This window comes from Erwinia phyllosphaerae (genome assembly GCF_019132875.1).
In the GTDB taxonomy this organism is placed as follows: Bacteria; Pseudomonadota; Gammaproteobacteria; order Enterobacterales; family Enterobacteriaceae; genus Erwinia; species Erwinia phyllosphaerae.
On sequence record NZ_JAHSPF010000001.1, the window covers coordinates 646,348 to 666,901 of the forward strand.

19 protein-coding genes are annotated in these 20,554 nt (G+C 53.1%); 8 read left to right on the forward strand and 11 right to left on the reverse strand.

The window, feature by feature from the left end; all coding sequences use genetic code 11:
* Positions 1-26 precede the first annotated feature (26 nt).
* Positions 27-1,466, forward strand: coding sequence for a catalase (locus tag KUE00_RS02710; RefSeq protein ID WP_246757944.1), 1,440 nt, complete (start codon positions 27-29; stop codon positions 1,464-1,466).
* Between the two features lie 34 nt (positions 1,467-1,500).
* Here KUE00_RS02710 and menE read toward each other — a convergent pair whose 3' ends face one another.
* From menE to elaB, 6 genes are all read right to left on the reverse strand, one after another.
* Entirely contained in the window at positions 1,501-2,859 is a 1,359-nt protein-coding gene (gene menE / locus KUE00_RS02715; protein WP_246757945.1) for an o-succinylbenzoate--CoA ligase, read from the reverse strand.
* On the reverse strand, positions 2,847-3,818 hold the full coding sequence (gene menC / locus KUE00_RS02720; RefSeq protein WP_246757946.1) for an o-succinylbenzoate synthase: 972 nt from the start codon (positions 3,816-3,818) through the stop codon (positions 2,847-2,849). Before menC ends, menE begins: the two co-directional genes overlap by 13 nt.
* Positions 3,818-4,672, reverse strand: a complete 855-nt coding sequence (gene menB / locus KUE00_RS02725) for a 1,4-dihydroxy-2-naphthoyl-CoA synthase (RefSeq protein ID WP_246757947.1) — start codon at positions 4,670-4,672, stop codon at positions 3,818-3,820. The genes menC and menB overlap by 1 nt, the downstream gene beginning before the upstream one ends.
* Positions 4,672-5,445: a 2-succinyl-6-hydroxy-2,4-cyclohexadiene-1-carboxylate synthase gene (menH, locus tag KUE00_RS02730; protein WP_246758079.1), complete on the reverse strand. Its 774-nt coding sequence runs from the start codon at positions 5,443-5,445 to the stop codon at positions 4,672-4,674. Before menH ends, menB begins: the two co-directional genes overlap by 1 nt.
* Complete coding sequence (gene menD, locus KUE00_RS02735) at positions 5,442-7,085, reverse strand: 2-succinyl-5-enolpyruvyl-6-hydroxy-3-cyclohexene-1-carboxylic-acid synthase (RefSeq protein WP_246757948.1); 1,644 nt, start codon at positions 7,083-7,085, stop codon at positions 5,442-5,444. The genes menH and menD overlap by 4 nt, the downstream gene beginning before the upstream one ends.
* Positions 7,086-7,243: 158 nt before the next feature.
* Entirely contained in the window at positions 7,244-7,561 is a 318-nt protein-coding gene (gene elaB / locus KUE00_RS02740; RefSeq protein WP_246757949.1) for a stress response protein ElaB, read from the reverse strand.
* 316 nt (positions 7,562-7,877) lie between these two features.
* On the opposite strand from elaB, the gene KUE00_RS02745 reads away from it, so the two are divergent.
* On the forward strand, positions 7,878-9,530 hold the full coding sequence (locus KUE00_RS02745; protein WP_246757950.1) for a glucan biosynthesis protein D: 1,653 nt from the start codon (positions 7,878-7,880) through the stop codon (positions 9,528-9,530).
* An 80-nt stretch (positions 9,531-9,610) separates the two neighbouring features.
* Here KUE00_RS02745 and KUE00_RS02750 read toward each other — a convergent pair whose 3' ends face one another.
* The gene (locus KUE00_RS02750) at positions 9,611-10,354 is read right to left on the reverse strand and encodes a GntR family transcriptional regulator (RefSeq protein ID WP_246757951.1); all 744 of its coding nucleotides are present in this window, start codon (positions 10,352-10,354) and stop codon (positions 9,611-9,613) included.
* A 171-nt stretch (positions 10,355-10,525) separates the two neighbouring features.
* On the opposite strand from KUE00_RS02750, the gene KUE00_RS02755 reads away from it, so the two are divergent.
* Genes KUE00_RS02755 through KUE00_RS02775 form a run of 5 tightly spaced genes read left to right on the forward strand, consistent with a single transcriptional unit; the run spans position 10,526 to position 15,654 of the window.
* The gene (locus tag KUE00_RS02755) at positions 10,526-10,840 is read left to right on the forward strand and encodes a PTS sugar transporter subunit IIB (protein WP_246757952.1); all 315 of its coding nucleotides are present in this window, start codon (positions 10,526-10,528) and stop codon (positions 10,838-10,840) included.
* A 47-nt stretch (positions 10,841-10,887) separates the two neighbouring features.
* On the forward strand, positions 10,888-12,216 hold the full coding sequence (locus KUE00_RS02760) for a PTS sugar transporter subunit IIC (RefSeq protein ID WP_246758080.1): 1,329 nt from the start codon (positions 10,888-10,890) through the stop codon (positions 12,214-12,216).
* A gap of 23 nt (positions 12,217-12,239) precedes the next feature.
* Positions 12,240-12,551, forward strand: coding sequence for a PTS lactose/cellobiose transporter subunit IIA (locus KUE00_RS02765; RefSeq protein ID WP_246757953.1), 312 nt, complete (start codon positions 12,240-12,242; stop codon positions 12,549-12,551).
* 52 nt (positions 12,552-12,603) lie between these two features.
* Positions 12,604-14,148: a carbohydrate porin gene (locus KUE00_RS02770; protein ID WP_246757954.1), complete on the forward strand. Its 1,545-nt coding sequence runs from the start codon at positions 12,604-12,606 to the stop codon at positions 14,146-14,148.
* Between the two features lie 36 nt (positions 14,149-14,184).
* Positions 14,185-15,654, forward strand: a complete 1,470-nt coding sequence (locus tag KUE00_RS02775; RefSeq protein ID WP_246757955.1) for a 6-phospho-beta-glucosidase — start codon at positions 14,185-14,187, stop codon at positions 15,652-15,654.
* A gap of 29 nt (positions 15,655-15,683) precedes the next feature.
* Here the strand turns inward: KUE00_RS02775 and KUE00_RS02780 are convergent, their stop codons facing one another.
* Entirely contained in the window at positions 15,684-16,154 is a 471-nt protein-coding gene (locus tag KUE00_RS02780; protein WP_246757956.1) for a GNAT family N-acetyltransferase, read from the reverse strand.
* A 99-nt stretch (positions 16,155-16,253) separates the two neighbouring features.
* Between KUE00_RS02780 and KUE00_RS02785 the strand changes: the two genes are divergently transcribed.
* Positions 16,254-16,853, forward strand: coding sequence for a pentapeptide repeat-containing protein (locus tag KUE00_RS02785; protein ID WP_246757957.1), 600 nt, complete (start codon positions 16,254-16,256; stop codon positions 16,851-16,853).
* 13 nt (positions 16,854-16,866) lie between these two features.
* Here the strand turns inward: KUE00_RS02785 and KUE00_RS02790 are convergent, their stop codons facing one another.
* The 3 genes from KUE00_RS02790 to nuoM all read right to left on the reverse strand — a co-directional run bounded on the left by KUE00_RS02790 (position 16,867) and on the right by nuoM (position 20,496).
* The gene (locus KUE00_RS02790) at positions 16,867-17,397 is read right to left on the reverse strand and encodes a hypothetical protein (RefSeq protein WP_246757958.1); all 531 of its coding nucleotides are present in this window, start codon (positions 17,395-17,397) and stop codon (positions 16,867-16,869) included.
* A 114-nt stretch (positions 17,398-17,511) separates the two neighbouring features.
* The gene (nuoN, locus tag KUE00_RS02795) at positions 17,512-18,969 is read right to left on the reverse strand and encodes an NADH-quinone oxidoreductase subunit NuoN (RefSeq protein ID WP_246757959.1); all 1,458 of its coding nucleotides are present in this window, start codon (positions 18,967-18,969) and stop codon (positions 17,512-17,514) included.
* 6 nt (positions 18,970-18,975) lie between these two features.
* Positions 18,976-20,496: an NADH-quinone oxidoreductase subunit M gene (gene nuoM / locus KUE00_RS02800; RefSeq protein WP_246757960.1), complete on the reverse strand. Its 1,521-nt coding sequence runs from the start codon at positions 20,494-20,496 to the stop codon at positions 18,976-18,978.
* Positions 20,497-20,554 lie beyond the last annotated feature (58 nt).

Below are 20,554 nucleotides of genomic sequence, written 5' to 3' on the forward strand. Positions count from 1 at the left end.
ACCCGTCGATAAGAAGAGATCCCACTATGAGCAAAAAAGGACTTACTACCGCAGCGGGCGCGCCCGTCGCCCACAATAACAATGTGATGACGGCCGGACGCCGTGGCCCGATGCTGTTACAGGATGTCTGGTTTCTGGAGAAGCTGGCGCACTTTGACCGTGAGGTCATTCCGGAGCGCCGCATGCATGCCAAAGGCTCTGGCGCTTACGGGACGTTTACCGTTACCCAGGATATTACCCGCTTCAGCCGCGCGAAAATTTTTGCCGAAGTCGGTAAAAAAACTGACCTGTTTATGCGTTTTTCCACCGTTGCCGGCGAGCGCGGCGGCGCGGATGCCGAGCGCGATATCCGCGGCTTTTCGCTGAAGTTTTACACGGAAGAAGGCAACTGGGATCTGGTCGGCAACAATACGCCGGTGTTTTATCTGCGCGATCCGCTGAAGTTCCCCGATCTCAATCACGTGGTTAAGCGCGATCCGCGTACCAACCTGCGTAATCCGACCTATAAATGGGACTTTTTTTCACAGCTTCCAGAGTCGCTGCATCAGCTGACTATCGATTTCAGCGATCGCGGCCTGCCTGCGTCCTATCGCCATATCCACGGCTTTGGTAGCCACACCTACAGCTTTATCAACGCTAATCAGGAACGTTTTTGGGTTAAGTTCCATATGCGTAGCGAACAGGGTATTCAGAACCTGATGGACGATGAAGCCGCGCAGCTGATTGGCCGCGACCGCGAAAGCTCACAGCGCGATTTGTTTGACTCTATCGAACAGGGTAACTTTCCGCGCTGGAAATTCTTTGTGCAAATTATGCCGGAAGCGCAAGCATCAGAAACGCCTTACAACCCGTTCGACCTGACCAAAGTCTGGCCGCATGCGGATTATCCGCTGATTGAAGTAGGTGAGTTTGAACTCAACCGCAATCCGGATAACTACTTTGCGGAAGTGGAGCAGGTCGCGATGAGCCCGGCTAACGTGGTGCCCGGCATTGGCTTTTCTCCCGACCGGATGCTGCAAGGCCGCCTGTTCTCTTACGGTGATGCGCATCGCTATCGCCTGGGCGTTAACCATCACCAGATTCCGGTTAATGCGCCAAAATGCCCGTTCCATAACTATCATCGCGACGGCGCGATGCGCGTGGACGGCAACAGCGGCAACGGTGCCACCTATGAGCCAAACAGCTTTAACGTCTTTCAGGAACAGCCGGACTTTAGCGAGCCGCCGCTGTCGCTGGAAGGCGCCGCCGACCACTGGAACCACCGTGAGGATGATGACTATTTCACCCAGCCGCGCGCGTTGTTTAACCTGCTGAGTGAAGAAGAACACCAGCGCATGTTTCAGCGTATCGCTGGTGAGCTGCGCCAGATCCCTGAGTTTATTCAGCAGCGCCAGATCGCCCTTTTTTATCAGGTACATCCGGCCTATGGTGCAGGCGTGGAGAAAGCGCTGAAGGAAACGCGTTAGAAATGTAGCAAATATGCCGGAGAAGACTCCGGCATTATTTTTCCACCGGCTGCTGCGTTACCCATTCGGCCAGCCAGCGGCGTGAAAGTTTAATGCCGCCGTTATCCGTTTCCGGCAGGCTAAGCCAGCGCACCGGACGCTGAAAACCCGCCAGCCGCGTAGTAGCCCAGCCTTGCAGCTGCCCCATCGTTGCGCCCTTTAACGCCACCAGCGCCACCGGCCGCTGCCCGTACTCTTCATCATGCTGCGGCACGATAAAAACTTGCTCTACGGCAGGATGTTGTAACAAAACGGCTTCTATCTGTTCTGGCTGGATCCCTTCCCCTGCCGAAAAAAACAGGTTATCAAGCCGGCCCTTAATCAGCAGATTTCCCTCTGACCACGCGCCGCCGTCGCGAGTGTAAAACCAGCCTTCGCTGTCCGTTAACGACAGTAAATCACCGTTTTGCCAGTAGCCGCAGGCCAGTGCCTGCGACCGTAGCGCTATTTCGCCCCCTACCAGCCGAATCTGATTGCCGGGAAGCGGTCGCCCAACGCCTGGCTGGCCATCCGCTCTTTTGGCCGCCACGGTCGAAGCCGTTTCGGTCATACCGTATCCACACCAGCAGGCAATGCCCTTCTCTTCTGCCTGTGCGGTTAAGGTTTCGGGAATAGCCGCGCCGCCCAACAGCACGCTACGTAAATTTCGCGGCAGTGCTGGTTGCTGCAACAAACGCCAGAGCTGCGTAGGCACCAGCGAAGCGAAGGTACAGTCAGCCAGCGCCGCCAGCAGCGGCTTTTCATCCGTCAGCACCAGCGTGCCGCCGCTATAAAGCCAGCGCCAGACGATGCCCTGTCCGGAAACATGGTACAGCGGCAGCGACAGAAGCCAGCTGTCGTCAGCGGTAAACCTGAGCGAGGTGACGACGCCGCGAGCGCTGGCAAGATGCGCGCTGAAGCTGTGCGCGGCCGCTTTCGGCAACGCCGTCGAGCCGGACGTGAGCGTTAACGTGGCAATCTCGCTTTCCTGAAAAGCGTGCTGCAACAGGCCGGTTTTGGGCATCATTTTTAGCGCCGGAACGGTCGCGGGCGCTTCCCCCTCCAGCGTCAGCGCAAAGTCGATATTGAGCCCGGGCAGCAGAGTCGTCAGCTGGCAGAGAGGAAGTTGTGGATTAAGCGGCAATAAACGTGCGCCGCAGCGTAGTAGCGCAAGGTAAGCCAACAGCGCCAGCTCGCTATTACGCGCCCTTAGCATCACGCCGCAGCCCGTTTGTACCCCCTGAAAGCGGAATCCCGTCGCCAGCTCGTCAATCTGCTGCGCAAGCTGCGCCCAGCTATAAGCCCTGTCGCCGATTTTCAGTGCGGGTTGCTTACCTGCAAAACGCTGCCACGGCCAGATGTTCAGTGCGGCCATACGCTATCCAGATTATCCGCCGCTACCAGCGGCAAAGTTGAACCGGGCCAGGCACGCACCAGCTGCTGCTGCATGAGCGACAGCGTATCCAGACCCGGCACGACGCCTGGCGTTAACCAGTTCGCCAGACGCGCAAGCTGGGTCAGACCAAGGCTCGATTCCAGCGAAGAGCTGATAACCACGGTTAGCCCCGCCTTTTTTGCCTGGCTAACCAGCAGCCCGACTTTCGTCAGGCTGCCAAGCAGCATCGGCTTAATGACGATAGCGCGTAAGTGCGGCTCGGCCATGGGCTGAAAATCGACTTCCCGCGTGCTTTCATCCCACGCAAGCGCCATAGCCGTTTCCTGGATAAAGAGCCTTGATTCCTGCTGCGTCCGGCAAGGCTCTTCGATAAAGGCGATGCGCGAGCGAAGATGCTCAGGTACAAAACTGGCGAACTGCCGGGCCTTTGCCAGGCTCCACTGGCGGTTAGCATCCAGCCGCAGCGTCAGCTCCGGCACGGCTTCCAGCAGCAGCGTGACCAGCATGCCATCGCGAGCGGCTTCATACAGGCCAACCTTCATTTTTGCTGTCGGCTTTTCTTGCCGGCCGAGCTGTTGCAGGAGTTCATCAGGATCGCCGGTACACAGCGTCGCGCTATTAAAATTGCCTTCCGCTGGCAGCACATCTGCCAGTTCCGCCAGCGCACAGCTCAGGCCAAAAGCAACGGAAGGCAGCGTGGGCAGAGTCTGCGTGGCAGGATCGGCCTGCCAGTTTTGCAGCCAGCGAGCTGCTTCGCTCTGCACTTCCGGCAAGGTTTCCCTGCTAAAACCCGGTAGCGGCGCGATCTCGCCCCAGCCTTCCCGGCCGTTTTCTTTTAGCCTGACCAGCAATCCCTGCCGCGACTTGATACGCCGATCGCGCAGCACCGTTCCCGCTTCTAATAGTATGTTGTAATTAAAGAGCGTCGCCTGGCGCATTATGGATTCCGCTTAAACTGGCTGAAATCCGGCGGGCGCTTCTGGTTAAAGGCGTTGCGCCCTTCCTGCCCCTCTTCCGTCATATAGAACAGCATGGTGGCGTTACCGGCCAGCTCCTGTAAACCTGCCTGGCCGTCGCAGTCGGCATTGAGCGCCGCTTTCAGGCAGCGCAGCGCCATCGGGCTGTTTTGCAACATTTCCCGACACCAGCGCACCGTCTCTTTTTCCAGCTCCGCCAGCGGCACGACCGTATTCACCAGCCCCATTTCCAGCGCCTGCTGCGCACTGTACATACGGCACAAAAACCAGATTTCACGCGCTTTTTTCTGGCCGACAATCCGCGCCATATAGGCCGCGCCCCAGCCGCCGTCAAAAGAGCCCACCTTCGGTCCGGTCTGGCCAAACTGCGCGTTGTCCGCCGCAATGGTTAAATCACAAAGCAGATGCAAAACGTGACCGCCGCCGACCGCATAGCCAGCGACCATCGCCACCACCGGTTTGGGACAGGTGCGGATCTGGCGCTGAAAATCCAGGACGTTGAGATGGTGCACGCCAGCGTCATCACGATAGCCGCCGTAATCCCCCCGGATTTTTTGGTCGCCGCCTGCACAAAAGGCCTTATCGCCCGCGCCGGTAAGAATAATGACGCCGATTTGCTCATCATGGCGCGCATCGCTTAGCGCGTGCAGCATCTCTTTGACGGTTTGCGGACGAAAAGCATTGCGCACCTCGGGCCGGTTAATGGTGATTCTGGCCATGCCGTCCGGCGATTTATGGTAGTAAATATCGGTGTAGTCGCCGCAGGCCTGCCATTCTGCGGGCGCATACAGCTCTTCCAGCTCGGGATAGATCATTATTTTTCCTTCTGTATTTCCAGCCTGCACGCCAGAAGCTGCGCGAAAGCCTGCGGATTAGCGTGATGGGCATTGTGGCCAGCGGCCGGGACGAGGGTGAGAGGTAACGAAGCCTGCACGGCAAGCTGCCGAAATTTATCGTCATGCTCGCCGCACAGATAGTGGAAATGATTCAGCTGGCGGATCTCTGGCAACAGATTGGGCTGCCCGGCAAGCGACATTGTTAACAGCATGGCGGCCAGCGCTTGCGGGTTGTTGTTGGCTCGCAGCGCAATCATCTGCTGGCGCTGCTGCTCGCTAAGCCCGGCGAACAGCGGCTGGCGATACCACTGCGCCAGCGTTTTAGGCAGGGGCTGCTGGCAAAAAAGCCGCGCCCATTCACGATCCGAAGCTAACCTGGCCGCTTTAGCCTCGTCCGATGCCAGCCCCGGATGCGCGCCCTCGACAATCACGCCAGCCAGCGACGAATCCGCATGACGGCAGGCGTGATAGCTGGCAATCCGACCGCCCAGCGAATAGCCGATTAGCCAGTAGCGCTTAACGCGATGGCTTTGTAACGTGGCGTTAAGCCGTTGGGAAAGCCGATCGAATCCGCTGACTGGCTGCGCGCTGGAACCGCCGTGTCCCGGTAAATCGATGCTTAACTGCGGCCAGTCGCGAAAAAAACGCTGCACCGGCCGCCACTCTTCGCTATTTCCCAGAAAACCATGCAGCCAGACCAGCACCGGCCTGCGGCTGTCGTGGGCGCCCTGCCAGCGCGCGTGCAGGATCATTTCCCGGCCTCGGCCAGCCATTGTGCGCCGCTCTCGCCCGCTACTTTCAGTTCAATTAGCGTGGCCGTATCACGTTGCCAGCCTGCCGCGACTGCTGCCTTTAGCTCACTCCAGTCCTGCGGCTGTTGATAGTCAAGACCGAACGCCATGGCGGCGGCGGCAAAACTGACCCGAGGCGGCATAGTGAAAAACTTTTCCCGCTCCGCTGCGGGCGTCGGCAGCATCGAGAAAATCTGGCCGCCGCTGTTATTCACCACAATCAGCACCAGCGGCATCTGTAGCAGAGCCAGGCTGTTCAAATCATAAAGCGCCGAAAGGTCACCAACTATTGCCAGTAATGGTTTACCGTTGCCGCGCTGTACGCCAGCAGCAGTGGCAATCAGGCCGTCAATGCCGCTGGCACCGCGATTGGCATAAACCGCATAGCCTGCCGGTAAACAGGCAAAAGCATTGACGAGCCTGACGGTCAGGCTGTTGCCGAGAAACAGCGTACCGTTTTCCGGTAACAGTTCCGGTAAGCGCAGGGCAAGCTGTGCTTCGCCAAACTCTTGCAGACGGCAGGCCAGCGACCGGTGTGTTTCCTCGGCCAGCGCCTGCAACGAAGGCGACCATTCCGGCTGAGCGATGGCCGGATGTGCCGCAAGCCAGGCGCCAGTCTCAGCCACCATCCGCTGGCTGCGACGATGCGCTGGATCCAGATGGCCCGGTAATGGATCGATCAGCCAGTAAGCTTCGGGCTGCGACGCTGCCAGCCACCCAGCCAGCCGCTTTCCGGTTAGCCGTGCGCCAAACTGAATGATGATTTGCGCGCTGGCCAGCGCCTTTTGCGCATGGGCTTCCCGCAGCCAGACTTCGGCGCAGGGCAAAGGCGTGCCGGTGTGTGACTGGATATCCGATAAGAGCGGCCAGCCCAGCTCCGCCGCCCATTTCGCTAGCGCCACGCCCTCTTCCGCAGAGAGTTTTCCGGCGACTACCAGCCCGCGCTTTTGCCGCCAGCGTGGCCAGCTGCTGGTAAACGGCGTAGGCGTAGCGGCGCTCATCATCAGCCATGGCGTATCCTCATGCCACCAGTTTCCCAGCTCGTCGTGCCACGCTTTAAAAGCCAGGGATTCCTCCCCGTATAAAGGTTCTGCGAACGGACAGTTAATGTGTATGGCACCAGCTGGATGCTGTTGCAGCAGCGCGTCAATAGCCGAAACCAGCCAGCGCGCGGAGATATCCGCTGAGGGGCGAGGAAGATTTAATGCGCCACTGACATGGGAAGCAAAGAGGCCTGGCTGCACGATAGCCTGGTTAGCGCCGCAGCCAATCAGCTCTGGCGGGCGGTCGGCGCTTAAAATAATCAGCCGTTCGCCGGTCAGGCTGGCTTCGATAATGGCCGGATAGAGGTTAGCGACGGCGGTGCCGGAAGTAACCAGAATGGCGACCGGCTGGCGAGACGCTTTTGCCAGCCCCAGCGCCAGATAGCCAAGACCGCGCTCATCAAAATGGGTATGGCAGGAAAGCCGGCTGGCGGCCGCTTCCAGCGTCAGCGGCGCGGAGCGGGAACCCGGCGCGATACAGATATGCTGCACGCCATGACGGGTTATCGCTTCCAGAATTACGGCAGCCCAGCGGCGGTTAAAGATACTGTGCGACATCGCCCACTCCAGATCAAACAAGCAGCGGGCAGTATAAAAGCGGCCTGAACGGGCAATGTTGATTTAGGGCAGGATTAACGTGTTATTTCCAGTTTTGTAACCTGTGGCAGAAACAGAAAGGGCGCCCCGAAGGACGCCCTTTCTTAGCGGACAAGACCTTAACGGCGTGCCAGCAGCAGACCAACCACCAGACCCAGCGTCGCGCCTACGCCAATTCCCTGCCACGGTTTTTCGTGTACATATTCGTCGGCACGGCTGGCAACCTGTTTGGCACGATGATAGTAATTATCAGAAGCATTACTCACGCGTGACTTCACGTCCTTCAGCGATTTCTCGGCTTTCGCTTTCAGCTCGGCATATTTTTCGTCAGCCGGGTCGCCTGAAGATTTCAGCACTTCTTCCAGCGTTTCGGTCAGCAGAGCCAAATCATCATCCAGGCGAGTGTCGAGTTCTTGTGGTTCAATTTTCGTAGCCATAACGTCTCCTTGTGCGAATAATACCTTTAACTGTAGACACTTTTTGCCGCTCTGCTTGTTCTGTTAGCCAGGAATTGGCTGATAATGATGTTGCCACAGCACTTTTTTTGCCTCGCTTAACGCTGTCGCGGTGCGCCGGATTCGCCTGCTTTCTTCAGATTTATCTGCTAAATTTTGCCTGACTGAATTTCTGACGCCACACGCTGTCGTAACACCCTGTGACCCGCTCACAATTCAGGTAAAACAAGGCTGTCCATAAGGGCAACCCAGACCACAAGCTTTATCAATTCCGTTAAGCAAAGGATATGACTCTGGCATGAATCGAAGAATGTTTATGAAAGCGTCAATGGCTTTCGCTACGGTAAGCGGGATGTCCGGTTTATCAACGTTGTTTGCTCAGGCCGCCTGGGCCGACACCGATATTGCCGACGGCACGGCGAAGCGCTTTGATTACGACGTGTTGAAAAACCTGGCCGCTTCCCTGGCGAAAAAACCCTACGGCGGCGCGCCTGCTCCCCTTCCCGAGACGTTAGCGACCCTGACGCCGCAGGCGTATAACGAAATTCAGTACGACGCGAATCATTCACTCTGGAACGCCATTCCCGACCGTGAACTGGACGTACAGTTTTTTCACGTTGGCATGGGCTTCAAACGCCGCCTGCGCATGTTTTCGGTGGATGCCGACCGCCAGGCGCGCGAAATCCACTTCCGTCCCGAGCTGTTTAACTACAACAATGCCAAAGTAGATACTAAACAGCTTGAAGGTAAAACCGATTTGGGCTTTGCCGGTTTCCGCGCGTTTAAAAAGCCGGAGCTGGCCAGCCGGGACATCGTTTCTTTCTTAGGTGCCAGTTATTTCCGCGCGGTTGACGATACCTACCAGTACGGTCTTTCCGCTCGCGGCGTGGCGATCAACACCTTCGGCAGTAAAGAAGAGTTCCCTGACTTCACCGCCTTCTGGTTTGAAACGCCAAAAGCGGACGACACGACCTTTACCGTCTATACGCTGCTGGATGGCGAAAGCTGCACCGGCGCTTTTAAATTCGTGATTCATTGCGAAGAAAAACGCGTGGTGATGGAAGTGGAAAATCATCTCTATGCCCGCAAAGACATCGCTCAGTTAGGCATCGCGCCGATGACCACGATGTTCAGCTGCGGCACTAACGAACGCCGTATGTGCGACACTATTCATCCGCAGATTCACGACTCCGATCGCCTGGCGATGTGGACGGGCAGCGGTGAATGGATCTGTCGTCCGCTGAATAATCCGCAGCGCCTGACCTTTAACGCCTATCAGGATGAAAATCCACGCGGTTTCGGCATGCTGCAGCTGGATCACGATTTCCAGGATTACCAGGACGTGATTGGCTGGTACAACAAGCGTCCGAGCCTGTGGGTAGAGCCTGTCGGCAAATGGGGCAAAGGCGCGGTTAACCTGATGGAGATCCCTACCACGGGTGAAACGCTGGACAACATCGTTTGCTTCTGGCGGCCAACAGAAAACATTAAAGCCGGTAGCGAGCACAGCTTTAGCTATAAGCTTTACTGGAGCGGCCTGCCGCCGGTTCACAGCGATCTGGCCCGCGTCAGGGCAACCCGTACCGGCATGGGCGGCTTCCCGGAAGGCTGGGCGCCTGGCGAACACTATCCGGACGTCTGGGCACGCCGTTTTGCGGTAGATTTTGTCGGCGGCGATCTGAAAGCGGCCGCGCCAAAAGGCATTGAGCCGGTGATTACCGTGACCTCAGGAACCTTTAAGCAGGTAGAAATCCTTTACGTTGAGCCAATTGACGGCTATCGCATTCTGTTTGACTGGTATCCGAACAGCGATTCTGTCGAACCGGTCAATCTGCGTCTGTTCCTGCGTACGAAAGATGAGACGCTGACCGAAACCTGGCTGTATCAATATTTCCCGCCAGCGCCGGATAAGCGCAAATATGTGGACGACCGCCAGATGACCGCGGGTTAACCGCCATCTTAGTAAAGGCGTCTTCTGCACCCTGTGAGCGGTAAGCGAGCAGGGTGTATTCCCCCTACTGCGATAAAATTTTATGTTGGCGCAGAATAATTCGTTCTTTTCCGTGAAACAAAAATTTTAAGTGGATATTCCAGGAAATTAGTATAGTTCTCTGAAAAAAGAAAAGGCACGTTCCACATATCAACCGACTGGCTCTGCACCTTAATAACCGGCATTTCTTTATCAATTTTTAGCAACGCGGCTATTTCTCGAGAAGGTAATAACGGCGAGTAATGTAAGTACGTACCGGAAATATGCAAGCGACACTTATCTTCAAAATAGTCATAAAGTGAGCCTTTTATATACTTAAGCGTGAGATCGGGGAACTTTTCAGCCGAAATCCAGCTATTTTCCAGTTCAGCGGGTGAGTCATTGATAAAGCGAACCCTTGAAATAAAGTAAACCTGTTCTTTAAATTTAATAGCCAGCGCGTTGGCTATCACCGGTGAGGCAAGCTGAATTTCAAACTTTAAAACGTGACTTTTCGCAGTGGTTTTATCGCTCTGGATAATTTCCGAGAACCCTTGCGAATTTTGCAAAAAATCGGCGTTAGCACTTTTACAGGAAACAAAGTTTCCAGCACCCTGCCTGCATCTCAGGAAGCCACCGTTCTGCAACATTTTTAATGCCTTTCTGAGCGTATTTCTTGAAACATCAAACTGCCTGGCAAGATCTACTTCTGCAGGAAAACTTTCTCCCTGCCGATAAAACCCCGTGTTTATGCCATTTTTTAACTGGTGATAAACCTTCAGATAAACCATTTTAAACCTCTTCATAATTCCATGAAAAATAATAATTATTCCTTACATACGGCTTAACTGGTTCAATTCCACAACGGATAGTAAACATCAAAGGGTTTCTTTTCTGTGAACAACCTAACAGTAACATTTGATTGATTGCCAGAGATTAGCGGATGAAATTGTGCATATAGTCAGGAGCCTGCTTACATGGAAAATATACTACTGGTATGCGCCGCCGGCATGTCTACCAGCATGTTGGTTAGCCGAATGAAAGACAGTGCTGCATTAAAAAATATTGAGATAAATATTAGCGCGCTGTCAGTAACGGAAGCCAAAGAAAAAATTAGCCAGCAGCAGATCGACGTCGTCTTGCTGGGGCCTCAGGTTCGTTTCCAGAAAGAGGAAATTGAGGCCGCAGCGCAAGGAAATATCCCTGTGGAAGTCATTGACATGGTCAGTTACGGCAGGATGGATGGCCAGGCCGTATTAATGAGAGCGCTGGAGTTACTTGCGGTTAAATAACCCGTCCCGGTTACTCTGGCAAAGCGTAAGGAGACATCATGAAACGAATGGAACTCATGAAAGGCCTTGAAACAGGTATGGAAAAGCTACTTGTCCCGCTGGCGATTAAATTGAACTCGCAGATACATATTGCGTCTATCCGCGATGCCTTTATTTTAATCTTTCCGATTATTATGGCCAGCTCGCTGATTGTGCTGATTAATTTTGCCATCCTCTCCCCGGATGGTTTTATTGCAAAAATGTTCTTTCTGAATGTGTTATTCCCGCATCTTGACGAGGCGCAGCAGGTTTTTTCACCCGTGCTGAATGGTTCCGTCAATATTATGGCGTTACTGATTGCTTTTCTGGTGGCCAGAAATCTGGCAATCGGCTATAAGCAGGACGACCTACTGTGCGGCTTAACATCTCTTGGGGCTTTTTTCGTTATCTATACACCTTACGTCATCATTGATAAACAGGCGTACCTGACAACGAAATATCTGGGGCCGCAGGGGCTTTTCGTCGCTATCATCGTTGCGTTAATTTCCAGTGAGATTTTCTGTCGGCTAGCCCGAAATCCGAGAGTCATCCTTTCTATGCCGGCTTCTGTTCCCCCTGCCGTTGCTCGTTCTTTTAAAGTCTTACTGCCGATATTTTGCGTAATGATTTTATTTTCAACGATCGATTACCTCCTGACTAAGGTATCACCGGGCGGATTAAACGAACTGATCTATACGCTGATCCAGGCTCCGCTAAAGGATATGGGTACCAATATCTTCACGGTTGCTGTCCTGGGGGTTATCACTAATTTTCTATGGAGTATTGGTATTCACGGTCCCAATACCTTAGCCACGATTCGGGAGACTATTTTTACCGAAGCAAATATGGAGAACCTGTCGTGGGCAGCCTCACACGGTACAACCTGGGGGGCACCCTACCCCGTCACCTGGGTTAGCATCAACGATGCTTTTGCTAACTGTGGCGGCTCAGGTATGACGCTTGGTTTACTGCTGGCTATCTTTATCGCGTCACGGCGTAAAGAGTATCGCGATATGGCCAAAATGGCCCTGGTACCCGGCCTGTTTAACATCAATGAACCCGTGCTTTTTGGTCTGCCCGTGGTTTTAAATCCGCTTCTTGCGATCCCGTTAATACTGGTTCCTTTAGTCAATACGCTAATTGGTTATTTCTTTATCAGCATGCAAATTATTCCGCCTGTTGCTTACGCCGTCCCCTGGACAACGCCGGGCCCGCTAATCGCATTTTTCGGTACGGGCGGTAACTGGCTGGCGCTGCTGGTCGGCTTCTTATGTCTCATCGTCGCCACTTTAATCTATCTACCCTTTGTCATTGCCTCAAACAAAGTAAATACCGGCTCTGTAGCAACAGGTGAATAACATTCATTTCGGGAGTAACAGCCATGTTTGCAGATGAAAATAGCGTAATGGAACTGCTGGTCCACGCCGGGCAGGCACGTTCCGATGCGATGGCAGCGATAGCCGCTTCCCGTCGGAAAAACTGGGCCGAAGCGGAACAGCTGATGGCAAGTTCGGATAGCGCCAGCCGTGAAGCGCACAAGATCCAGACCATGTTAATAAGCCAGGATGAAGGCAGTGGCAAAATTACGATCAACCTGATCCTGGTCCACGCTCAGGATCATCTGATGACGGCGATGCTTTGTCAGGACCTCGCTAAAGAGCTCGTATTATTGCATAAACAGATCCTGGCCTGAGGCCATTTCGCTATACGGAAATAAACAGACTAATTCAGGGAGCCACAAAGGAATGAAACAGGGAAAACGTTATTTAATCTGCTGCCTGCTTTTCGGCTTATCATCAGCTGAGGTTCTGTCAGCCGGTCTGACGATTGAACAGCGGCTTGAAATACTCGAGAAAGAGTTGTCAGCCAATAAACGGGAACTTAGCAAAACACAGAAGGAACTGGCAATTTCGCAACATAAATTATCACTATTGCAGAATAATACTGCATCGCCACAACCCGTTACCGACCCAAAAATAAAAGGCAGTAGTCATCTTGCCAGCACTATCACACTCAAAGATATCAGCAAATTTGTTAAAGACGATATTGGGTTCAGCTATGAAGGTTATTTCCGCACCGGCTGGGCAACCTCCAATCGCGGCGCTCCTGAAACTTATGCTGTCGGCGCACTGGGGCGCTTTGGCAATGAGCTTTCGGGCTGGTATGACCTGACGTTCAAACAGAGGGTTTATAACAGCGGCAATAAAACAGCCAGCGCCATTGTGACTTTTGATGGCAATGTGGGTGAAAGATATAACGATGCATGGTTTGGTGGTCAAGGTGACAATATCATGCAGTTCAGCGATATGTATCTCACTACTGCCGGCTTCCTGCCTTTCGCGCCGCAGGCCGATTTTTGGGTAGGCCGTCACGCTTTGCCTGATTATGAAATACAAATGCTGGACTGGAAGCCTCTGTCAACCGATCAGGCGGTCGCCATCGGCATTGAGAATTGGGCAACCGGTCCGGGGCTGCTGGATGTGTCCCTGAACCGCAACGATGTTGATGTCTCCTCACGTGATTTTTCCCGTACGACAGAAATGAACACTAACTCTGTCGATTTACGCTACCGCAATATTCCTGTGTGGGACAGGGCAACCTTATCTCTGACGGGGAAATATGCCTTCAGCAATAAGACCCGAAGCCAAAAAAGCGGCGAAGCTCATAACGAGTTCTTTAAATTTAAAGATACCTGGCTGGCGACCGTCTACCTTCATCAACAAATGGACAAAGACGCTTTTAACGAGTCCGCCCTGCAAATTGCTAATAACTCTTATGCCGGTAGTTTTTCTGGCTTGTCTGGTGCCAGCACGTCCATGAGCAAGGGCAACCGTTATTACGGTGACCATTCTGGAGGTATGGCATGGCGATTGATTAACCAGGGGGAAATGTATTTTTCCAATCGAATCATTATGGCGAACGCTATGGTGTTCTCCCGGGGCCATGATATCTATAGCTACCATACGGGTGCACACAGCGATTTCAGTAGCTTAAGAACGGTCATTCGTCCCGCATGGATTTGGGATAGCTGGAACCAAAGCGGTATTGAACTGGGCTGGTTTCGACAAGTTAATAAAAATAGTCAGGGCCAGCAATTTAAAGAGTCCGCATTAAAAACCACGCTCTATCATGCGTTTAAAGTTGGCCCCAGCCTGCTGGCATCTCGTCCGGAAATTCGCTTCTATGGCACATACCTGAATATATTAAAAAATGAAATTTCTGAGTTCAGGTTCAATGATGACAGCAATAATGAATTTCTTGCCGGGGTTCAGGCAGAGCTGTGGTGGTAAAAAAGTCGGATAATCAAATATAGTTAAGGAGTAATTATGTCAGGACTACGCGCCGATTTTTTATGGGGAGGTGCCGTTGCGGCTAATCAAATTGAAGGCGGCTGGCAGGAGGACGGAAAAGGCATAAGTATTGCTGACGTCGTTACTGCTGGCTCACATCAGGTTCCACGAAGGATTACCAATGGCGTGCTGCCAGATGAATATTATCCCAGCCATAACGCCATTGACTTTTATTACCGCTATAAAGAGGACATAAGACTCTGTGCCGGAATGGGTTTTAAGTGTTTCCGTACCTCCATTGCCTGGAGTCGGATTTTCCCGCAGGGCGATGAATCTGAACCAAATGAAGCCGGGCTCCAGTTCTATGACAACCTTTTTGATGAGTGTCTGAAATATAATATTAAACCTGTCGTAACGCTCTCTCATTTTGAAATGCCGTGGCACCTTGTCGTTCATTATGGTGGATGGCGCAACCGTAAGATGATCGTTTTTTTTATCCGTTACGCGGAGGTCGTGCTTAAACGTTATAAACATAAAGTTAAATACTGGATGACCTTTAATGAAATCAATAACCAGGTTAATTACCACCATGATTTAATGCCGTTCAGCAATTCGGGGATTATTTATCAGGAGCACGATAACCGGGAAGAGATTATGCTGCAGGCGGCCCACTATGAACTGGTAGCCAGCGCGCTCACGGTTGCAATTGCCCATAAAATAAATCCTGATCTTCAGGTGGGCTGCATGATTGCTATGTGCCCGATTTACCCTTTAACCTGCATGCCTGAAGATATGATGATGTCAGTGAAGGCCATGCACCAGCGATACTGGTTTACTGATGTTCATGTTCGCGGACGCTATCCTCAGTACATGCTGAATTACTTCGAACGAAAAAAATTTAAGCTTGATATCACCCTGGAAGATAAATCGATTCTGCAACATAACTGCGTTGATTATATCGGCCTGAGTTATTACATGTCTTTCGCCACCCGGTTTGCTGCTGATAACCCTGATATGGATTATGACGAACCTGGCAGCCTGGTCAGAAATCCTTATATTGCCAGCTCTGACTGGGGCTGGCAGATAGATGCTGTGGGACTTCGTTACGCCCTGAACTATTTTAACGATCGTTATCAGCTGCCCCTGTTTATTGTTGAAAACGGGCTTGGCACTGACGACAGGCCAGAAAACGACGGCACTATCAACGACGACCACCGTATTCGTTATCTGGAAGAGCATCTTTATCAGATGAAGCTGGCCGTAACTGAAGATGGGGTTGATCTGTTAGGTTATACGTTGTGGGGCTGCATAGATCTCATCTCGGCAGGCACTGGAGAGATGAAAAAACGCTACGGCCTGATTTATGTCGATCTGGATGATAAGGGAAAAGGTTCGCTGGCACGCATGCGGAAAAAATCTTTCTATTGGTATAAAGAGGTCATTCGCTCTAACGGCGATAATCTTTCCCCTGAAAAGCGGACGACGCCAGCCCGTCCGAAGAGTTAATGACCACGTTATGATCGGGATATTTTGGCTTAGCTGTGCTCTGTCCTGCCTGGCTTCGTCATGTCGATATGGGGGATAGCATCCTCCAGGTAAATTTCGCTGACCGCCCTAAAGCCGAAGCGGCCATAAAATTTTTGCAAATGGGCCTGGGCAGAGAGGAAAATGGTGTGCTGTGGCCAGTAATGTTCACAGCAGTCGATAGCCTGCTCCATTAATCGACTGCCGAGGCTCAATCCCCTCGCCTCGCCGGAGACGATTACCCTGCCCACTTTTACCACTGAGTTGGCCTGTCCGGGCGCCAGGATGCGAGCATAGCCCACCAGCTGATTATCCAGCATGGCCAACAAATGCCGATTTTCGCCAGTAAGATCCTGGCCGTCGATATCCTGATAAGGGCAATTCTGCTCAACGATAAATACTGCATTGCGCAGCGCCAGAATTTGATACAGCTGCGCAGCGTTGAGTTCGCTATGGTGAAGATCCTGCCACTTTATGTTCATCTTTTTCCCGTCCGGCCGCATTAGCGCTTTCCCCTTTGCAGAGTAAATCTGTTTAACAATAATGTATCATCGTTTTATTCGGTCTGAGCGAGGTTCTGCATGACGCAACTATCCGGCAATAAAGAATATTTTGACGATGCTTTTAGCAGACTGGATCTGTCATCAGCCCTTATAAAGGATGCAATTTTTGAAGACTGCGAGTTTAGCCACTGCAACTTTACTTCTGCCCACTTCTCCCGCTGCAAGTTTATCAACTGCACGTTCATGCACTGTAACCTTAGCATGATGGAAATCTCGGGTACTCGCATTAACGAGAGCAGCTTTAACGAGTGCAAGCTGAGCGGCATTGACTGGACGCGCGCGTACTGGCCTGCTTTTAACGTCGATCCGGAGCTGAGCTTTGCGAAATGTATTCTGACCAATGCTTCCTTTTTTGGTCTGACGCTTCAGGGTTTAAAGCTGATTGAGTGTAAGCTGCACGAGGTCGATTTTCGGGAGTGCGATCTCTCCAGCGCTGAGATCACCGGCTGTGATTTAGCAGGTAGCTTATTCAGTAATACTAATCTTCGCGGGGCGGATTTTACCGACTCGTGGAATTTCAATATCAACGTGTTGAATAACCTCGTTGCGCGCGCAAAATTTTCTCGCCCGGAAGCGGTCAGCCTGCTGGAAGGTCTGGATATTGACCTGGTGGATTAGCGACCCGAATAAGCTAACGTCGCCAAATCCTGTTTATCCATTGTTGCCAGCGGCTGCGTTCTGTTTCAGGCAGCAGGCGAAAAGTCTGCCCGTTAATCAAAGGTACGCCTTGATTGAAATCATACTGCCAGTCAGCCTGGAAATAAGGTAATGACTGTTGATTAATACAAAAGTCGATGAGTTCAGCCAGCCAAAAGCTATAGGCTTCATGTTTCCCTTTACACCGCTTGATCAACTCCGGAAAGGTCTGTATGAACTTCTCTGCCAGCTGGCTTGAAGTTAATTCACCGTTTAACGGCCATAGCATCAACGGATTGTTACCACCGCTGTAATGTGCAAATAGCTGGTCATGTTCTTGTGGCGAGCTATTCCAGCGTGTAAAGCAGCAGGCAGGCGCAAGCGTAAGCCGCCAGTGAGCGCCAGAAGGCGACATTGCCGGGTAAATTTGTAATTGCCGGAAGCCAAGACGGTGCAGCTCGCAGCACATTTTTAAAACTCTTAGTGCGGATGAAACAGTATCAGGCGCTTTTTCTTTTTTTTCCATTTTTAGCAAAATTTCTGTTTATTACTGATATTAAACCAGGGTGCATCGTTAACCTGAAAACGTCAATAAAAAACGGGCTCCTGAGAGCCCGTTATAGTTGTACAGCAAACCAGATTACATCAGCGGCTGAGCCATCTGTACCAGCGAAATCAGCGGCTGCGGGTAAATACCCAGCACCAGCACCAGAATCGCGGAAATCAGCACGACCACGCCGCCTGCGGTAAAGGCCCAGTTGGCTGGCGTATCACGCTGCAGCAGCTCTGGTGGATTCAGGTAAAGGCTGACGGTAACGCGCAGATAGTAGTAAAGGCCAATCGCGCTCCCTACCACTACCGCGCCGGTCAGCCACCACAGATGCGCGCCTACGCCCACGGCAATAACGTAAAACTTACCGATAAAGCCCAGCGTCATTGGAATACCTGCCAGCGACAGCATCATCACCGTCATTACCGCCGACAGAATCGGACGATGCCAGAACAGGCCGCGATAGGAGTAAAGCGAATCGGCATCCGGCCCGCGATACGGGCTGGACATCAGGCTGACCACGCCGAAAGCGCCCAGGCTGCTGAACAGGTAACCCGCCAGATAGACGCCGACGGTTTCCAGCGACAGCTGATGCGTTTGAATGGCAATCAGCGCCACCAGCAGATAGCCCAGATGCGCAATCGATGAATAACCCAGCAGACGCTTGATGTTACTTTGCGTAATCGCCATCAGGTTGCCGAACAGGATGGAGGCGAAAGCAATAATCGCCAGCACCAGGCGTACTGCTTCACTGTCGGCGGCTGGTGCGTACAGGAACAGACGCATCACCACGCCGAAAATGGCAATCTTGCTGGCGGTAGCCAGAAAAGTAGATACCGGGGCTGGAGCACCCTGGTACACGTCCGGCGTCCACAGGTGAAAAGGCACCAGCGACAGCTTAAAGCCTAAGCCCACAATCATCATGCCCAGTCCCGCCAGCAGCAGCGGCTGATGCAGCATGCCGTCATTCAGGCTCTGGCCCAGCGTGACAAAGCCCAGGTTACCGGAGTTAGCGTACAGCAGCGCCATCCCGAACAGCAGAAAGGAAGAGGCAACCGCAGACATAATGGTGTATTTAATACTGGCTTCCAGCGAGCGTTTCAGCTGGAAGGCGTAGCCCACCAGGCCAAACAGCGGCAGGGAGATCAGTTCGATACCGATAAACAGCGAAGCCAGATGGTTAGCGCTTGCCAGCACCACGCCGCCCAGTGCCGCAATCAACACCAACAGGTAAAACTCTTCCCGGTTGTCCGGATAGGTTTCCAGCCACGGATAGGCGAAGGTGCAGGTTGCCAGGCTGGCCAGAATGACCAGGCCCGTATAGAGCATCGAATAGCCATCCACGCGCAGCAGCGGCGTTACGTCCATCGCACCCGCATGGCCGACAAACCACAGCGAAAGCAGCGCCAGGTTCAGACCGACAACGGCCAGCGTAGCGTTGACGAAGTGATTGCGTCGCCACGCAATGGAAAGCATCACAACTACCACCGTCAATCCGACGATCAGCATGGGCAGCAGCGCGATCAATTGTTGAGGAGTTATTGTCATGGCGAATTACGGCCTTGTAGTTGAAATTGAAGCGGTAAACCACTGCTGAATATTGCTCATTGCAGCATGTGAGGTGTCCAGAATCGGCTGTGGATAGACGCCCAGCAGAACCAGCAGCACCACCAGCACCATTATCATCAGAAACTCACGCGGCGACATGCCACGCAGCGGCGTTTCAGATTTTGGCGCGCCGTAATAGGCCCGCTGCATCATAATCAGCGAATAAACAGAAGCGAAAACCAGACCAAACGTAGCAATAACGATAATCACCGGCACCGAGTGGAAACTGCCGGTCAGGATCATAAACTCACCCACAAAGTTACCCGTACCCGGCATCCCCAGGTTAGCCACCGCAAAAAACAGCGACAGGCCAGGCAGCCATTTGATGCGTGCCCACAAGCCGCCCATCTGGCGCATATCGCGGGTGTGCAGACGCTCGTAAAGCTGGCCGCACAGGATAAACAGCGCCGCCGCAGAGAGGCCGTGCGCAATCATCTGCACCACCGCACCCTGGAAGGCGAGCTGGCTACCGGTATAGATGGCAATCAGCACAAAGCCCATGTGGGAAATCGAGGTGTAGGCGATCAGGCGTTTGATATCGTACTGCGAGAAAGCCATCCACGCGCCGTAGAAAATCCCGATGATGCCCAACCACATGGCAACTGGTGCAAACTCGGCGGAAGCGTTCGGGAACAGCGGCAGCGCAAAACGCAGCAGGCCATAAGCCGCCGTTTTTAACAGGATCCCCGCCAGGTCGACCGAACCGGCCGTTGGTGCCTGGCTATGCGCGTCCGGCAGCCAACCGTGCAGCGGTACCACCGGCATTTTCACCGCGAAGGCGATAAAGAAGCCCAGCATCAGCAAATATTCTACGGTGTGGGACATCGGCGTTTTCAACAGGTCTTCATAGTTGAACGTCCAGATACCCGTAGCGTTGTAGTTAACAAAGACCAGCGCCAGAATGGAAATCAACATCACCAGCCCGCTGGACTGGGTATAGATGAAGAACTTGGTAGCGGCGGTAATACGCGTTTTCCCGTCCGACGCTTTGTGTCCCCACAGCGCGATCAGGAAGTACATCGGTACCAGCATCATTTCCCAGAAGAAGAAGAACAGGAACAGGTCGATGGCCAGGAACACGCCAATCACGCCGCCCAGGATCCACAGCAGATTCAGGTGGAAAAAGCCCTGCCACTTTTCAATTTCATTCCAGGAACAGAGGATAGCCATCACGCCGAGCAGGCCGGTCAGCACCACCATCAGCAGCGACAGGCCATCCAGCGCCAGATGCACGCTGATGCCGAAACGCGGTATCCAGGAAACCTGGAACTCTGACTGCCACTGCGGCAGGCCAGCGGCCTGGGTTAGTGAGTAACCACCCTGTAGCCAAAGCTGTAACGAGAGCGCCAGCGTCAACCCCATTGAGATTAGCGCTATCCAACGCGGCACCTTGCTCCCGAAGCGCTCGAGCTGCCAGCAAAGCAGGCCGCCGATGAACGGGATTAATATAAGCCAGGGTAATAACATGGCGATTTGATTCCCTTTTCTGAACCTGCATGGGCTATCTTACTTGCCAGTTTTGCCC

Bases quoted from the DNA above. Each gene is read 5' to 3' on its own strand.
- menE (WP_246757945.1), bottom strand. From the start codon at position 2,859: ATGGCCGCACTGAACATCTGGCCGTGGCAGCGTTTTGCAGGTAAGCAA.
- KUE00_RS02785 (WP_246757957.1), top strand. From the start codon at position 16,254: ATGACGCAACTATCCGGCAATAAAGAATATTTTGACGATGCTTTTAGC.
- menC (WP_246757946.1), bottom strand. From the start codon at position 3,818: ATGCGCCAGGCGACGCTCTTTAATTACAACATACTATTAGAAGCGGGA.
- nuoM (WP_246757960.1), bottom strand. From the start codon at position 20,496: ATGTTATTACCCTGGCTTATATTAATCCCGTTCATCGGCGGCCTGCTT.
- KUE00_RS02770 (WP_246757954.1), top strand. From the start codon at position 12,604: ATGAAACAGGGAAAACGTTATTTAATCTGCTGCCTGCTTTTCGGCTTA.
- menD (WP_246757948.1), bottom strand. From the start codon at position 7,085: ATGTCGCACAGTATCTTTAACCGCCGCTGGGCTGCCGTAATTCTGGAA.
- menH (WP_246758079.1), bottom strand. From the start codon at position 5,445: ATGATCCTGCACGCGCGCTGGCAGGGCGCCCACGACAGCCGCAGGCCG.
- KUE00_RS02755 (WP_246757952.1), top strand. From the start codon at position 10,526: ATGGAAAATATACTACTGGTATGCGCCGCCGGCATGTCTACCAGCATG.
- KUE00_RS02765 (WP_246757953.1), top strand. From the start codon at position 12,240: ATGTTTGCAGATGAAAATAGCGTAATGGAACTGCTGGTCCACGCCGGG.
- KUE00_RS02750 (WP_246757951.1), bottom strand. From the start codon at position 10,354: ATGAAGAGGTTTAAAATGGTTTATCTGAAGGTTTATCACCAGTTAAAA.
- KUE00_RS02790 (WP_246757958.1), bottom strand. From the start codon at position 17,397: ATGGAAAAAAAAGAAAAAGCGCCTGATACTGTTTCATCCGCACTAAGA.
- elaB (WP_246757949.1), bottom strand. From the start codon at position 7,561: ATGGCTACGAAAATTGAACCACAAGAACTCGACACTCGCCTGGATGAT.
- nuoN (WP_246757959.1), bottom strand. From the start codon at position 18,969: ATGACAATAACTCCTCAACAATTGATCGCGCTGCTGCCCATGCTGATC.
- menB (WP_246757947.1), bottom strand. From the start codon at position 4,672: ATGATCTATCCCGAGCTGGAAGAGCTGTATGCGCCCGCAGAATGGCAG.
- KUE00_RS02775 (WP_246757955.1), top strand. From the start codon at position 14,185: ATGTCAGGACTACGCGCCGATTTTTTATGGGGAGGTGCCGTTGCGGCT.
- KUE00_RS02780 (WP_246757956.1), bottom strand. From the start codon at position 16,154: ATGAACATAAAGTGGCAGGATCTTCACCATAGCGAACTCAACGCTGCG.
- KUE00_RS02745 (WP_246757950.1), top strand. From the start codon at position 7,878: ATGAATCGAAGAATGTTTATGAAAGCGTCAATGGCTTTCGCTACGGTA.
- KUE00_RS02710 (WP_246757944.1), top strand. From the start codon at position 27: ATGAGCAAAAAAGGACTTACTACCGCAGCGGGCGCGCCCGTCGCCCAC.
- KUE00_RS02760 (WP_246758080.1), top strand. From the start codon at position 10,888: ATGGAACTCATGAAAGGCCTTGAAACAGGTATGGAAAAGCTACTTGTC.